This is a genomic window from Neptunomonas antarctica, assembly GCF_001305295.1.
GTDB classification, from domain to species: Bacteria; Pseudomonadota; Gammaproteobacteria; order Pseudomonadales; family Balneatricaceae; genus Neptunomonas; species Neptunomonas antarctica.
The window spans coordinates 1-14,624 of sequence record NZ_LJSI01000015.1 but is presented as its reverse complement, the minus strand read 5'-3'; the positions used below and the strand labels follow the sequence as shown (position 1 = coordinate 14,624).

Below are 14,624 nucleotides of genomic sequence, written 5' to 3'. Positions count from 1 at the left end.
CTCCCTTATCGGGTTAGGAGCCTACACCGGCTCCAGTTTAGCCAATCCTAATACCAGCCATTTCATTCCTACATTCTCGAAATTCACCTGCACGCGGGCTTTGGGGCCGGTGCCTTCGCAGTTAAGCACTGTGCCTTCTCCGAAGCTTTGATGGCGTACCTGTTGGCCGATATGCAGTTTAGGGGTGTCGTCATCCAGTTGCACTGAGTTAGGGCTGAATAAGCCGTTGGATGATGCGTTGTAATCATTTCTTGAGGGCATGGGACGGCTGATACTGGCATTCAGGCGCACTTCTTCGATCAAGTCGGAAGGAATCTCCTGAATAAAGCGTGAAGGACGGTTAAAGTTTTCCTGCCCGTGCAGTCGGCGGGATTCGGCGTAGGTAAGGAAAAGTCTTTGCATCGCACGTGTGATACCTACGTAACATAGACGGCGCTCTTCTTCCATACGACCAGGCTCTTCTTCTGATCTCTTATGGGGAAATAAGCCTTCTTCCATACCGCCAAGGAAAACCAGCGGGAATTCTAACCCTTTGGCTGAGTGCAGCGTCATTAGCTGAACGCTGTCCTGATGATCGGCCGCCTGAGCCTCGCCGGCATCCAATGCTGCCTGATCCAGAAAAGCGGACAGCTCATTCACATGCTCTTCTTCCGGGCTGGCTACCCATTGGCCGCTGAACTGTTTAGCCGCGTTAATGAGCTCTTCAAGGTTTTCCAATCGTGACTGGGCTTTCTCACCTTTCTCTTTTTTGTGGTGCTCGATTAAGCCACTGAGTTGTATCGCATGATCGGTTTGTTCGTGTAGCTGGGTGCCTGTACTATCAGTATCGATCTGGTTGATCAGGTCTAAAAAAGCCTGCAGTGCTGTCAATGCCCGGGCCGGTAGCTTTTTATATTCGACGACTTCATTAGCGGCACGCCACATCGATACGTTTTCTGTTCTGGCCTGCTCGCGTACCATTTCAATAGTGCGCGTGCCGATGCCGCGTGTCGGCACGTTAATGATACGCTCCATCGCTGTATCGTCTTCGCGGTTAGAGACCAGACGCAGGTAGGCCAACGCATTTTTTATTTCCAGACGATCGTAGAAACGGTGGCCCCCATAGATTTTGTAAGGGACACCACTGCGTATTAAGGCTTCTTCCAATACGCGTGACTGGGCGTTTGAACGATACAAGATGGCAGATTCTGCACGCAGGTTCCCTTGTTCAATCCACTTCTGGATCTGGCCAACGATAAAACGGGCTTCATCTTGTTCGTTGAAAGCAGCATAAACGCTGATCTTTTCGCCTTCTTTGCCATCTGTCCAGAGCTCTTTTCCTAAGCGTCCGCGGTTATTTTGAATAACCGCATTTGCGGCTTTCAGTATGGTTTGCGTGGAACGATAGTTTTGCTCCAGGCGGATGGTGTCTGCACCGGGAAAGTGCTCTGGAAGGTTCTGGATGTTTTCGATACGCGCACCACGCCAGCCATAAATAGACTGATCATCATCGCCGACGGCCATTAGTTTGCGGTCATTACCGCAGAGCAGTCGCAGCCAGGCATATTGTATGGCATTGGTATCTTGGAACTCGTCGACCAGTAAGTAACGGAAGCGTTCCTGATAGTGGCGTAACAAGGTTGGATTACGGTCGCGTAGCAGTTCCAGGCAACGTAAAAGCAGTTCGCCGAAATCAATCATACCGCCGCGGTCACAGGCTTCTTCATACGCTTCATACATGCGAATCATGGTGGTGTCATGCGGGTCGCCGGTACGTTCAAGGTGGCGACTGCGTAAACCTTCATCTTTTTGGGCATTTATGAACCACTGAAACTGGCGTGCAGGCCAGCGGGTATCATCCAGCGACATCTCTTTGCACAGCCGTTTGATGAGGCGCAGCTGGTCTTCGCTATCCATAATCTGGAAGTTTTCATTGAGGCCGGCATCACGCCAGTGAGCACGAAGCAAACGGTGCGCCAGTCCGTGAAAAGTGCCGACCCACATACCATTAGGATTAATGCCCAGCAGCGTTTCAATACGGCCGCGCATTTCACGTGCGGCTTTGTTTGTGAAGGTTACCGCCATAATGGAGTAGGGGGATATTCCCTCTGTTTGTACCAGCCAGGCAATACGATGTACGAGTACCCGTGTTTTACCCGAGCCTGCGCCCGCCAGTACCAGTAAGTTTTGCACAGGCGCCGTAACTGCATTGCGTTGTGCATCGTTTAAACCATCAATTATTGCCGTAACATCCATTAGTTCAGGTGCTTTCTCAAGTAAGTTCAGTAGTGCAGACTGCCCAGGGTTTAGCTAGGCAGGCTCGAAGGATTAGCGATACGTTGTAGCAGTATGCGCTTGAGTTCATCGGGGTCTTTAATCACCATCTCGTCACTTTGGCGGCCAACTTGCTCAATACCGCATGCTGGAATCAGACGCGAAAGCCAGAAGCGCATGGCGGCGGTACGTGTTAGCTGTGACCAGGCTTTATGTTCATCTTCAGTAAATGGTCTCTCGGCGTTATAGGCTTTTAACAGTGCTTGTTCGCGCTGGATATCAATCTGCCCATCAGGCAGGGTGCACCAGTCGTTAGCGACAATGGCCAAATCAAATAACAGGAAGGCAGTCGCCGCATTGTAGACATCAATAATTGCCGAGACTTGATTACCTTCAAACAGGGCGTTGTCATGGAACATATCACCATGAATAATACCCATGGGAAGCCCCCACGGCTGTTCACGTAGTTCATCAAATAAGCGAACTTCTTGCGCCAGCAGTTCGCCATCTTCTTTACTGAGATGGCTTTGGATGTTTTGGCTTTCGCGTCGCCACCAGAAAACACCACGATGGGCTTGTCTGCGCAAATAGAAATTTTCAGTCGCCCGATGGAATTTTGCCAGATGCGTTCCGATGGAAGCGCAATGCTCAGCTGTCAGGTCCTTTTGAGCTACATGCTGACCGCTAAAGCGAGGCAAAAGCAGAGTCGGACGGTTATGCAGTTTTTTAAGTGCGATACCGTTACGATCCTGGAATGGCGAGGGTACAGGAATCTCCCGTTCTGCCAGCCAGGTGGTTAGTTCAACAAAGAAAGACATGTCATCCATGCCAAGCTCTTCAAACACGGTCAGCACATACTCGCTGTGCTGATTGTTTTTCTCGAGCGTGACGAAGTAGTTGGTATTCTCGATACCGCCTTCGATGCCTTTATAAGATACCAGTTGACCCAGATCAAACTGTGCCAATAGGTCGGTCATGTCATTTTGCGAAAGTTGTGTATATACAGCCACGTGATTACCAGCGAAAAATAACCCATTTTGGGATCAGGAGTGTGGATTCTTCAATACGTACCATTGAACCATGACCTTCAGAAGGAACCAGGTAATAGGGTTTACCTATTAAGGGTACTACTTTAATTTCGCGTAGCTCTCCATTGATACGGTATTCGTAATAGGTGGTATCATCCTGATGATGAATACTAATATCCGGCTGACCCTCTTCAGGATCGCCCGGAACTCCTGCGCCAAAGGCAGTAACTGACATCAAAAGAGCCAGCGCCATCAATAAATGTTTACTCATTCTTCCATACCCATTGGTTTGGTCGTGCCATATTTACTATGATTGTGAGCCCGGATACCTGCTCTGTAAAGTATCCAGGATAACTAACTGACGGATTGATAATGACCCAGCAACCAGCCCCCCTTATTCTAGTCGACGGTTCATCTTATTTATACCGTGCATTTTTTGCCTCGCAGCAGGCCGATTTGAGGACCAGTGATGGTGTGCCCAGCGGTGCTGTCCGTGTGGTTACATCGATGCTGCGTAGCCTTATTAAACAATACCCTGAAAGTCGTATCGCTGTCATTTTTGATGCCAAGGGTAAGACTTTTCGTGATGAGATTTTTGCAGAATATAAAGCACAGCGTCCACCGATGCCGGATGATCTGCGTCTGCAGATTGAGCCGATACATAATATTATCCGTGCGATGGGCCTGCCATTGATCGTAGAAGACGGTGTCGAAGCCGATGATGTTATTGGCACAATGGCGCTACAGGCCACGGAACAGGGCTGCGACATACTGATTTCGACCGGCGATAAGGATATGGCACAGCTGGTGAATAAGCATGTCACGCTGATAAATACCATGACCAATACGGTAATGGATGCGGAGGGTGTTAAAGAGAAATACGGTATTCATCCTCATCTTATTATCGACTTTTTGGCACTCATGGGCGATAAAAGCGACAATATTCCGGGCGTTCCGGGTGTGGGCGAAAAAACGGCACTGGCTTTACTGCAAGGGATTGGTGGCATATCTGAGCTTTATAAACGCTTGGATGATATCGCCGCATTGGGGTTTCGTGGTTCTAAAACGATGGCGAAAAAGCTTGAAGAGAATCGTGAATCTGCAGACTTATCCTATCTATTGGCGACGATTAAAACCGATGTGCCGCTGGATTTTGAACTTTCTGATATTAAGCATCCAAAGCAGGATAAAGAAAAACTGCTGGAGCTATTTACTACATACGAATTTCGCAGCTGGATAAAAGAACTGGAAGAAGGCATCGAAGCGGTGGCCGATGCAGAAGCCTCGGCCGCGGCGATGCCTGGCGTGCCGGAAAATCTGGACTATCAGGTGATTACTGAGCAGACCGAGCTGGATCGATGGTTGGAAAAACTTAACACTGCTGAGCTATTCGCATTTGATACAGAAACCGACCGGCTTGATTATATGGAAGCGGAGCTGGTGGGTGTTTCATTCGCAGTACAGGCCGGTGAAGCGGCGTACGTACCCCTGGCACATGATTATGTTGGCGCACCTGATCAGCTGGATCGAAACTCAGTACTGGCGCAGTTAAAACCATTGCTGGAAAGTGAAACGCATAAAAAAGTAGGTCAGCACATCAAGTTCGATATGAATGTGCTGGCGCGCTACGGCATTGAGCTACAAGGCGTTGCTTTTGATACGATGCTGGAATCCTATGTACTGAACTCTGTTGCGACACGACATGATATGGATAGCCTTGCGCAGAAGTATCTGGGTGTTAAAACCGTAACGTTTGAAGATATTGCTGGTAAAGGTAAAAAGCAACTAACCTTTAATCAGGTAGATTTGGAGCAGGCGGGTCCTTATGCCGCAGAAGATGCTGATATCACATTGCGCTTGCATCAGGCATTGAATGCAAAGTTATCCACAGAAACATCGCTCATGAGTGTGCTTGAGCAGATAGAAATACCGTTAATTGCAGTGTTATCAAAAATTGAACGCCATGGTGCCATGGTCGATCCCAATTTATTGGGTAAACAGAGTATTGAGATTGAACAGCGTCTCGGAGAGCTTGAGCGCGAAGTGCATGAGTTAGCCGGTGAAGTGTTTAATTTAGCGTCGCCTAAGCAGCTACAGGTCATTTTGTTTGAAAAAATGCAGCTACCGGTGCGTAAAAAGACGCCAAAAGGTGTGCCATCAACAGCAGAAGAAGTTCTTCAGGAGCTGGCGTTGGATTATGAGCTTCCCAAGCTGCTACTTGAACACCGTAGTTTAAGTAAGCTTAAATCGACCTACACTGACAAGCTGCCACTAATGATCAATAAGCGTACCGGGCGTATTCATACCTCGTATCATCAGGCAATTACAGCAACAGGGCGACTTTCATCGACCGATCCAAATTTACAGAACATACCGGTAAGAACCACAGAAGGGCGACGTATTCGCCACGCTTTTGTGGCTCCCGAGGGTTATCAGCTGGTAGCCGCCGACTATTCCCAAATCGAACTACGTATCATGGCGCATCTTTCCGGGGATAAAGGCTTATTAAAAGCGTTTTCATTGGGAGAAGATATCCACAAGGCGACTGCTGCTGAAGTGTTTAATACTGAACTGAGTCAGGTGACGGCTGATCAGCGTCGTAGCGCCAAAGCGATCAACTTCGGCTTGATCTATGGCATGTCAGCGTTTGGTTTGGCGAAGCAACTGGGTATCGGACGAAACGAAGCTAAGCAGTATATCGAGCATTATTTTGCTACGTATCCTGGTGTGCAGAACTACATGGAAGATATTCGCGACAAAGCAAAAACACAGGGTTACGTTGAGACGGTTTATGGTCGTCGTCTTTATTTACCTGCGATTAATGCCAGTAATGCTATTCAGCGCCAGGCAGCAGAACGCACCGCGATTAACGCTCCGATGCAGGGAACCGCCGCAGATATTATTAAGCGCGCAATGATAAAAGTGGATCAGTGGCTACCCGAAAGTGGCTTTGATGCGAGCATGATTATGCAGGTACATGATGAATTGGTGTTTGAAGTCAGAGTTGATCAGGTGGAGGCTTTCAAAATTCAGGTGTCTGAGAAAATGCAGCATGCCGCCGATCTTAATGTGCCACTAATCGTTGAGTCGGGAAGCGGTGAAAACTGGGAGCAAGCGCATTAATTTTCAAAAAATCAGTTTTTTTTGAATAAGACAGGAACTTAACTAAAAAAAAGGTGGTCAATATTTGTACGCATCTATGAGTTCCCCCTCGGCTATGGGTGTTTCATAGGACATTACATAGTTTAGATGCGTGGGTTGTAGTAAGACACTTGGCCCCAGATAAAGCCCATCCCCTTCGGGCTTTATCTGGGGATTTATTTACATTTATTCTTTACTCTTCAGCTTTTACTCTTCAATTTGACTAATGCCTTGTGATAACCAACTATCTAAGCGCTGACTTAATGTGTCAATGCCGCTGCGTTTTAGCGCAGAAAACGTCTGAAGAGTCACTTTATCACCCAGTATCTGTGTGAGTTCTTTACGCAGTGTCAGTAACGTCGACTGAGCAGGGCCCCTCTTTAACTTATCCGCTTTGGTCAGTAATATATGCAAAGGCACTTGTGTTGCTTTACACCACTCGACCATCATCAGATCAAACTCTTTCATGGGATGGCGGATATCCATCACCAACACAACACCTTTCAAGCTAAAGCGTTGTTGCAGATATTGGTCAAGATGTTTTTGCCAATGCTCTTTCATAGCAATTGGCACTTTGGCATAACCGTAACCTGGCAAATCAACCAGGCGTAATCCTTCGATATTAAGATCAAAGAAATTGATAAGCTGAGTTCTTCCCGGAGTTTTAGACGTACGGGCCAGCTTGCCATTATTAGTCAGCGCATTTATTGCGCTGGATTTTCCCGCGTTGGAACGTCCCGCAAACGCAACCTCTGCTCCGCTATCTTCTGGACACTGGCTCAATTTATCGGCACTGATCAAAAAGCGAGCAGCGTTGTAATGGATAGGATTATCGTTTGCAGTCATAGACTTTAGGGTACCTAAAGGGATTGGTTCTATATTAACCGTTCCAGTTTGTGTGGATATTAAGTTATAATGCCGGCAAATTTTACCCTTGAACAGAGTCTACCTCTAGTAGCAGGGCATAATAAAGATTTCCGGTTTGTGTTGACTTCACCTGATGGTTTCAAGACAAACATCTATTTTACTGAATGACGAGAGTCTGGGTTAATCATGAATAAACTACTGATCGGCTTACTGTTAACCTTAGGTATCACTGGTGTAGCAAATGCGGCAGGTGATGCAACGGCAGGACAGGGAAAAACAGCAGTCTGTGCCGCATGTCACAGCGCAGATGGTAACAGCGCTATTCCGAATTTTCCAAAATTAGCAGGCCAGAATGCCACATATCTGGTCAAGCAACTAAAAGATATTAAAGCAGGCACTCGTCAGGTTGTTGAGATGACAGGCTTACTGGATAACCTGAACGATCAGGATATTGAAGATATTGCTGCGTATTTCTCCAGTAAAAAAATTCAGGGCGGCAAAGTTGCTAAAGACCAGTTGGAACTGGGACAGCAAATTTATCGTGCTGGCTTGGCGAAGAAAGGTGTGCCTGCTTGTACGGCTTGTCATGCTGCGAATGGCCAGGGTATGGCTGCAGCTGGCTTTCCTGCATTAGGTGGGCAGCATGCTGCCTATGCAGACTTACAGTTGAAAAATTTCCGGGTAGGCGCCCGCAATAATGATCCTCAGGCCATGATGCGCGATATCGCTGCTAAATTGAGCGATGTAGAGATTAAAGCCGTTTCCAGCTATGTTCAGGGTTTGTATTAATATCTGAATGTATCTGATAAAAAGGCAGCTCAGGCTGCCTTTTTTTATAGAGATATGAACCCTTTGGTTCAGCCATTGTCTGATTCAAAAATCAGAAAAGTAACCGGAGTAAAAATTATGTGGAAGACGTTACTGTCTGTCTTATTTGTATTTGGCCTGAATACGGCTATTCAAGCGGCTGATGAGAATCAGTTTGAAGCAGGTAAGCAGTTTGTAGAGCTGCCTTTTCCTGTTAAAACAGTCGATGCTTCTAAAGTCGAAGTGACAGAATTGTTTGGCTACCCTTGCCCTCATTGTAATAGTTTTGAGCCGATGTTGGCTGCATGGGAAAAGCAACAGTCTGAAGAGGTTGATTTTCAACGCGTCCCCGTCGTTTTTGGTCGTAGCTGGGAACCACTGGCGCGGGCGTATTACACGGCAGAACTACTTAATGGGGTCGAACAGACTCATCAGGCGATGTTTGATGCCATCCATCTGCATAAAAAACGTTTTAAAAATGTAGAAGACATTGCTGCTTTTTATGCGGAAATGGGTATAGATAAAGCTAAATTTGAAAAAACTTATGGTTCGTTTGCTGTGAATACAAAAATGAATCAGGGGGAATCAAAAGTACGTGGTTATCAGGTAGATGGAGTACCTTCGTTAGTGGTCAACGGAAAGTATCGCGTAACGGCAGCCATGGCTGGCGGGCATCAGCAGATGTTGGATGTGGTTAGTTATTTAGTCGCCAAAGAGCAAAAACTCCTTGCTGAATAAAACTCTGTATTACTGTTAGCCAAAGCCGCCTTATTAAGGCGGCTTTTTAGTAAGTGAATTCTGGGAAATAGCTGTTCTTTGGACTAAAATAAAATAAAATGAGTAGATCATCATAGATGGATACAAGCAGTGACAAAGGAACAGATAGACTGGAAAAAGAAATATAAAGAAGCAGCACTGGATCTTGATAAACTGGAAAAGAGCCAGAACAATGATCAGTTACGTTTGGCTGTTTCGCATCTGACATTAGGGCTTCAGGGGCAGTCTGCCGATTTAGATAGTGAACTAAAAGCCTTACGCAGTGCCATGAAAGCCGAGACTGATATCGGTTCTTTAAAATCGCGGCGAATGATCACGAATATCGAAAAGCATATTCGTAAGTTAGATGGTGCAAGAGAAGATACGACGCAATCTGTTCTCAAAGCTGTTCTGAGTTGGATTTTTCAGCTGAAAAGTCAGATTGATCTGGATAGTAAAGAATCGGATTCTCTTTCTGAGTTTGAAAGAAACGCGCCAGAATCTGTTGAAAAATTATATCTATTGCCTCCTCTAATTCAAAACCTTTTAACTTTGCAGGTAAGTGTTTTGGCCTCGGCAAAAGCTGATCTGACGGCGGAACACAGCCAGTTAGCAGTGGATACCGATTTATCCTTGATAGGAGTCGAGTTAATTCAGCTTATCGGCGTGCTGAATTTGACCCCAGAGGGGCGTCAGCAGGCAGATGAATTGGTAGCGCGTATCGAAAAGGGCTTGGCGCTTGGTGCTCTTCGTGAAGTATTAGTGAGTGTTGTAGAGCTAGCTCAATTGGCTGCTACAACAAGTAATGAAGATTTTGAAAATTATTTAATTAACCTTAATACTCAACTGGTTGAGGTGCAGGGTTTTTTGCAGGAAAGTCACTCTGAGCAAACTATTGCAGGTGATGCACACAAACAGTTGGACCAGCAAGTAAGGCGTGATGTCGGCAGTATCAGCAAAGCAGTGAAAGATTCGTATGATCTTGGCGAGTTGAAAGTATCCGTTTCATCGCAGTTAGAATGCATTGTGCAGGCTATGGATGAGTTTAAACGAGGCGAAGAGGAACGAGATGAGCGTCTTCAGGCTCGCTATGATGCCTTAGTTTTGCATGTGGCTGAGATGGAAGAGGACACCGGGCGTGTTAAAGCGCACATGGAAGAAGAGCGCCTAAAGGCTAGAACTGATGCGCTGACAGGTCTGCCAAACCGTGCTGCGTATGATGAGTATCTTAATAATGAATTTAATCGTTGGAAACGCTATCGTCAGGGTTTCTCTGTCGCGATTGGTGATCTTGATTTATTTAAACGTATCAATGATACCTATGGCCACCTGGCGGGTGATAAAGTCTTACGTTTAATTTCCCGGGTATTGTCGAAGCATTTGCGAGGATCTGATTTCATTGCTCGTTTTGGTGGTGAAGAATTCGTTATTCTTATGCCCTCAACAGAGGCTGAGGAAGGCGCGAAAGCAATGGATAAGCTGCGAGAATCGGTCAGTAAGAGTCCGTTTAATTTCCATGGGCAGCCAGTAACCATCACTATGTCTTTCGGTGTCACGCAAATAAGAGAGTCTGATACAAAAGACGTCTTGTTCGATCGGGCTGATGCTGCTCTTTATAAAGCCAAGCAGGAAGGTCGAAATCGTATTTGTATCGGCTAGTACTTTACGTATCGTATGGGAACGGGCACACTTGTGCCGCTGAATTCGCAGTGTTTTTATAGGATTTTCCTGTGCGACGCCTCTCCCGAAGTTTGAAAATTGCTCATACTATTATTCGTTATCGTTTAGATACTTTTATCGATGATTTGCCTTTGCCCTGGTATCTGAGGTCCCTTCTTTATTTGATGCCTTGGCGCTACTTTATAAAAGTATCGCAACCGCGTGGCGTTCGTTTGCGCTTAGCGCTGGAATCATTAGGGCCTGTCTTTATAAAATTCGGACAAATGCTTTCAACGCGCAGAGATCTGTTACCTGATGATATCGCGAATGAACTGAAACAATTACAAGACAATGTCCCTCCTTTTTCTGGTCAGCAAGCTCAGTTGATTATTGAAAAAGCCTTAGGTAAACCTGTTTTAGCCTTGTTTGCTGGTTTTGTTGTTAAGCCGCTGGCATCAGCTTCAGTGGCTCAAGTGCATGAAGCAACCTTGCTCGACGGTCGTGAGGCTGTGGTAAAAGTCATACGTCCCGGTATTGCGAAAACCATTAGGAAAGATGTTGCGCTGCTGTACACATTGGCGCATATCGTTCATGCCGTGTGGAAGGATGGGCGAAGACTCAGGCCTGTTGAAGTAGTGGCGGAGTATGAGCAAACACTTTTTGATGAATTGGATTTAAGGAAAGAAGCCGCGAATGGTTCGCAACTAAGACGCAATTTTGAAAAATCAGAAATGCTTTATATACCTGAAATATATTGGGATTTAACACGCCAGAATGTTTTAGTTATGGAGCGTATTCATGGCATACCGGTGGCTGAGGTTGATCAACTCATAGCTCAGGGCACAAATATGAAAGTATTGGCGGAGAGGGGAGTTGAAATTTTCTTTACGCAGGTTTTTCGGGATAGCTTCTTTCATGCTGATATGCATCCCGGCAATATTTTTGTATCACGTCAAAACCCGGAAAAGCCGCAATATATCGCAGTAGACTTCGGAATCATTGGCTCCCTTACCGCTGAAGATCAAAGCTATCTCGCACGAAATTTCCTGGCATTCTTTACGCGAGACTATCGGCAGGTGGCACAATTACATATAGATTCGGGTTGGGTTCCAGCGGATACCAATGTGACGGCGTTTGAAACCTCTATCCGTAGTGTGTGCGAGCCTATTTTTAATAAGCCATTAAAAGATATCTCCTTTGGGCAGGTTTTGTTGGGGTTGTTTCAGACAGCACGTCGTTTCAATATGGAAGTACAGCCTCAATTGGTATTATTGCAAAAAACGTTATTGAACATTGAAGGGCTAGGTCGGCAATTGTATCCTGAGCTTGATCTTTGGCAAACGGGAAAGCCTTTCCTTGAGTCTTGGATGAAGGACCGCGTGGGTCCAAAAGCGGCTTATAGAACGCTTAAGCAGCAAGTCCCTGATTTGCTCGATAAAATACCGTTAATACCGCAATTAGCATTCGATACTTTGCAACAGATTAAGAACCAGCCACTACAAAATCGGTTAGCCAATGAAGCCATAGTTCGACATGGCGAAGAGCTACGCAATAAGCAGCGTCGAAAAAAGCTGCTTGCTGGCGTTTGCATAATTACAGCCTTATGGTTGGGTCATGAGCCCAGTAGAGAATGGCTTGAACAACTAAGTATGCTCGGCTGGGTTGTCGGTGGTTTAGGCTTCTACCTTCTGATCAATTGATTAGCGTGGCATAGCGATATATTCAGTAGTATATGGGATGGAGCTTATTTGATTGATCCGGTATGCTTCATCTTCTTTAAGACCAAACAGTTGTAATAGTAATGACAGATAGTTGGCTTGCTAAAATTAAGTGGGATGAGAAAGGTTTGATTCCCGCCATCGCCCAAGATTACAAAACCGGGCGTATATTAATGGTTGCCTGGATGAACGCAGAATCCTTGCAGCTGACGGTACAAGAGCAACGTGCTATCTACTGGTCACGTTCTCGCGGTAAGTTATGGCGTAAAGGGGAAGAGTCTGGCCATATACAAGTGCTTCATGAAATTCGCTTAGATTGTGACAGCGATGTGATTTTATTGCAGGTTGAACAGAAAGGCGATATTGCTTGTCACACAGGAAGGCAGAGTTGTTTCTATAGCGTATTACGTAATGGTGAATGGGTTTCTGTTGATCCTGTCCTTAAAAGTCCTGATGAAATATATAAAGGGTAAGATGTCTGATGAGTGATGTATTAACCCAGTTAGGTGAGATTCTTGAAGAGCGGAAAAATGCTACTGCAGATGCTTCCTATGTGGCCAGTCTACATGAAAAAGGTCTTAATAAGATTCTTGAAAAAGTAGGTGAGGAAGCGATAGAGGCGATTATCGCCGCTAAAGACGCCAAGCTTACGGGAGATAATGGTGACGTTGTTTATGAAACAGCTGATCTGTGGTTTCATAGTCTGGTTATGCTCTCGCATCTGGGTGAGTCCCCGCAGGCTGTGTTGAATGAGTTGGCGCGACGCTTTGATATCTCTGGTCTAGTAGAAAAAGAATCACGGAATAAGCCATAAAATTGCTTTTATCGGCTGGTTTTGTACAGTCAATTTGCGCTATATAGCAGTAGAGGAGAAATAAAATGGGTTTAGGTGGAATCGGAATTTGGCAGTTAGTGATCGTACTCGGAATTATTATTTTATTATTCGGAACTAAAAAGCTGCGCAATATCGGTGGTGATCTGGGTAGTGCGTTGAAAGGTTTTAAGAAGGCGATTAAAGAAGAGCCTGAAGATGCTAAAAAAATTGATCAGCAGGAACAGGATGCCGACTTTGATGCTGAAAAAAAACCTGCTGTAAAGCAGGAACAGCCAACTGATCAGAAATAACTGGATCTGTTGAATGTTTGATATAGGTTTTGCTGAAATTCTCGTGATCGGAGTGGTTGCGTTGATCGTGCTTGGGCCTGAGAAGCTCCCTACAGCAGTGCGTGCTGTAGGGTTATGGGTGGGGAAGGCTAAAAGGGCTGTTTCTAGTATTCAAAGTGAAATTTCAGAAGAATTACGCCTTGATGAAATGCGACGTACAGCATCCATTAAAAAAGAAGAGCTTGATAAAGAACTAAATGAGATGAAGCAGCCATTTAAGCAGGCCTTTAGTGATGAGTCGCCATTGTCTCAATCCACAGCGGCTCCCGCTATTGATCCAGGAACGGCTTTAGTTAATGACGATGCCGTCAATCTGAAAAAATCAACTAATGAATAAACCGTCAGTCAATATGCCAAATCAAGAGCAGGAACAAACACTGGTCTCCCATCTTGTTGAGCTTCGGCAGCGAATGATGCGTATCCTGATCATTATCTTGGTCGTTTTCCTCTGTCTTTTTTATTTTGCTAATGACCTTTACGAATATCTGTCTGCCCCGCTAACTGCATTGTTGCCAGCCGGAACAAGTATGATAGCGACAGATGTTACGTCGCCATTTTTCGCGCCGTTCAAGTTAACGCTGGTGCTGGCCATTTTTCTTGGAATACCTTTTATTCTGCATCAAATCTGGGGGTTTATAGCCCCTGGGTTATATAATCACGAAAAGAGACTGGCAACTCCGATTCTTGTTTCAAGTGTGTTTTTGTTTTATGCCGGTATTGCTTTTGCTTACTATGTTGTCTTTCCGTTGATATTTGGGTTCTTCACGAGCGTCGGGCCTGAGAGTGTTGCTGTAATGACGGATATCAGTAGCTATCTGGACTTTGTGCTTAAGCTGTTTTTTGCTTTTGGTATAGTGTTTGAAATTCCTATCGCAACCTTATTGCTTATCTGGTCAGGCGCAACTACGGCGAAAGATCTGAGAAGTAAGCGAGGCTATGTTGTTGTTTGTTGTTTTGTTGTCGGCATGTTGTTAACTCCGCCAGATATCATTTCTCAAAGCCTTTTAGCGATTCCGATGTGGTTGTTGTTTGAGCTGGGTATTGTTCTGTCGATAGTGTTCGTTAATAAAAAGGCAGAACCGGACAGTGTTGATGACGAGCTAGAGGCTGCCATTAAAGATGATGAAACGAACAATCAAAGCTCTTAAGAACGAGTAGTATAAAAAACATACAAATAAGGCGCCTTTTTAGGCGTTTTTTTCGTATTTGAGAGTATTTTCACTTTTATTCC

The 14,624-nt window shown here is 45.5% G+C and carries 14 protein-coding genes; 10 read left to right on the top strand and 4 right to left on the bottom strand.

Going from position 1 to position 14,624, the window contains the following annotated elements:
* Positions 1–21: 21 nt before the first annotated feature.
* Genes uvrD through Nant_RS00345 form a run of 3 tightly spaced genes read right to left on the bottom strand, consistent with a single transcriptional unit; the run spans position 22 to position 3,552 of the window.
* On the bottom strand, positions 22–2,235 hold the full coding sequence (gene uvrD / locus Nant_RS00355) for a DNA helicase II (protein WP_054339657.1): 2,214 nt from the start codon (positions 2,233–2,235) through the stop codon (positions 22–24).
* Between the two features lie 50 nt (positions 2,236–2,285).
* The gene (locus tag Nant_RS00350) at positions 2,286–3,263 is read right to left on the bottom strand and encodes a homoserine kinase (RefSeq protein WP_054339656.1); all 978 of its coding nucleotides are present in this window, start codon (positions 3,261–3,263) and stop codon (positions 2,286–2,288) included.
* 4 nt (positions 3,264–3,267) lie between these two features.
* The gene (locus tag Nant_RS00345) at positions 3,268–3,552 is read right to left on the bottom strand and encodes a DUF2782 domain-containing protein (RefSeq protein WP_054339655.1); all 285 of its coding nucleotides are present in this window, start codon (positions 3,550–3,552) and stop codon (positions 3,268–3,270) included.
* Between the two features lie 101 nt (positions 3,553–3,653).
* Between Nant_RS00345 and polA the strand changes: the two genes are divergently transcribed.
* Positions 3,654–6,404 (top strand): DNA polymerase I, encoded by a 2,751-nt coding sequence (gene polA, locus Nant_RS00340; protein ID WP_054339654.1) that lies wholly within the window; start codon positions 3,654–3,656, stop codon positions 6,402–6,404.
* Between the two features lie 225 nt (positions 6,405–6,629).
* Here the strand turns inward: polA and yihA are convergent, their stop codons facing one another.
* Entirely contained in the window at positions 6,630–7,268 is a 639-nt protein-coding gene (yihA, locus tag Nant_RS00335; RefSeq protein WP_054339653.1) for a ribosome biogenesis GTP-binding protein YihA/YsxC, read from the bottom strand.
* 207 nt (positions 7,269–7,475) lie between these two features.
* Here yihA and Nant_RS00330 point away from each other — a divergent pair, with 207 nt between their 5' ends.
* The 9 genes from Nant_RS00330 to tatC all read left to right on the top strand — a co-directional run bounded on the left by Nant_RS00330 (position 7,476) and on the right by tatC (position 14,541).
* A complete protein-coding gene (locus tag Nant_RS00330) occupies positions 7,476–8,078 on the top strand; it encodes a c-type cytochrome (protein WP_054339652.1) in 603 nt (200 codons plus the stop codon).
* Between the two features lie 117 nt (positions 8,079–8,195).
* Complete coding sequence (locus tag Nant_RS00325; RefSeq protein ID WP_054339826.1) at positions 8,196–8,834, top strand: thiol:disulfide interchange protein DsbA/DsbL; 639 nt, start codon at positions 8,196–8,198, stop codon at positions 8,832–8,834.
* Between the two features lie 129 nt (positions 8,835–8,963).
* Entirely contained in the window at positions 8,964–10,511 is a 1,548-nt protein-coding gene (locus tag Nant_RS00320; protein ID WP_054339651.1) for a GGDEF domain-containing protein, read from the top strand.
* A gap of 71 nt (positions 10,512–10,582) precedes the next feature.
* A complete protein-coding gene (gene ubiB / locus Nant_RS00315) occupies positions 10,583–12,211 on the top strand; it encodes a ubiquinone biosynthesis regulatory protein kinase UbiB (protein ID WP_054339650.1) in 1,629 nt (542 codons plus the stop codon).
* A gap of 101 nt (positions 12,212–12,312) precedes the next feature.
* Positions 12,313–12,702: a phosphoribosyl-AMP cyclohydrolase gene (gene hisI, locus Nant_RS00310; RefSeq protein WP_054339649.1), complete on the top strand. Its 390-nt coding sequence runs from the start codon at positions 12,313–12,315 to the stop codon at positions 12,700–12,702.
* Between the two features lie 8 nt (positions 12,703–12,710).
* Positions 12,711–13,043, top strand: a complete 333-nt coding sequence (locus tag Nant_RS00305) for a phosphoribosyl-ATP diphosphatase (RefSeq protein WP_054339648.1) — start codon at positions 12,711–12,713, stop codon at positions 13,041–13,043.
* Between the two features lie 65 nt (positions 13,044–13,108).
* Complete coding sequence (gene tatA, locus Nant_RS00300; protein WP_054339647.1) at positions 13,109–13,354, top strand: twin-arginine translocase TatA/TatE family subunit; 246 nt, start codon at positions 13,109–13,111, stop codon at positions 13,352–13,354.
* A 13-nt stretch (positions 13,355–13,367) separates the two neighbouring features.
* Positions 13,368–13,730 (top strand): Sec-independent protein translocase protein TatB, encoded by a 363-nt coding sequence (tatB, locus tag Nant_RS00295; RefSeq protein ID WP_054339646.1) that lies wholly within the window; start codon positions 13,368–13,370, stop codon positions 13,728–13,730.
* A complete protein-coding gene (gene tatC, locus Nant_RS00290; RefSeq protein ID WP_054339645.1) occupies positions 13,723–14,541 on the top strand; it encodes a twin-arginine translocase subunit TatC in 819 nt (272 codons plus the stop codon). The genes tatB and tatC overlap by 8 nt, the downstream gene beginning before the upstream one ends.
* Positions 14,542–14,624 lie beyond the last annotated feature (83 nt).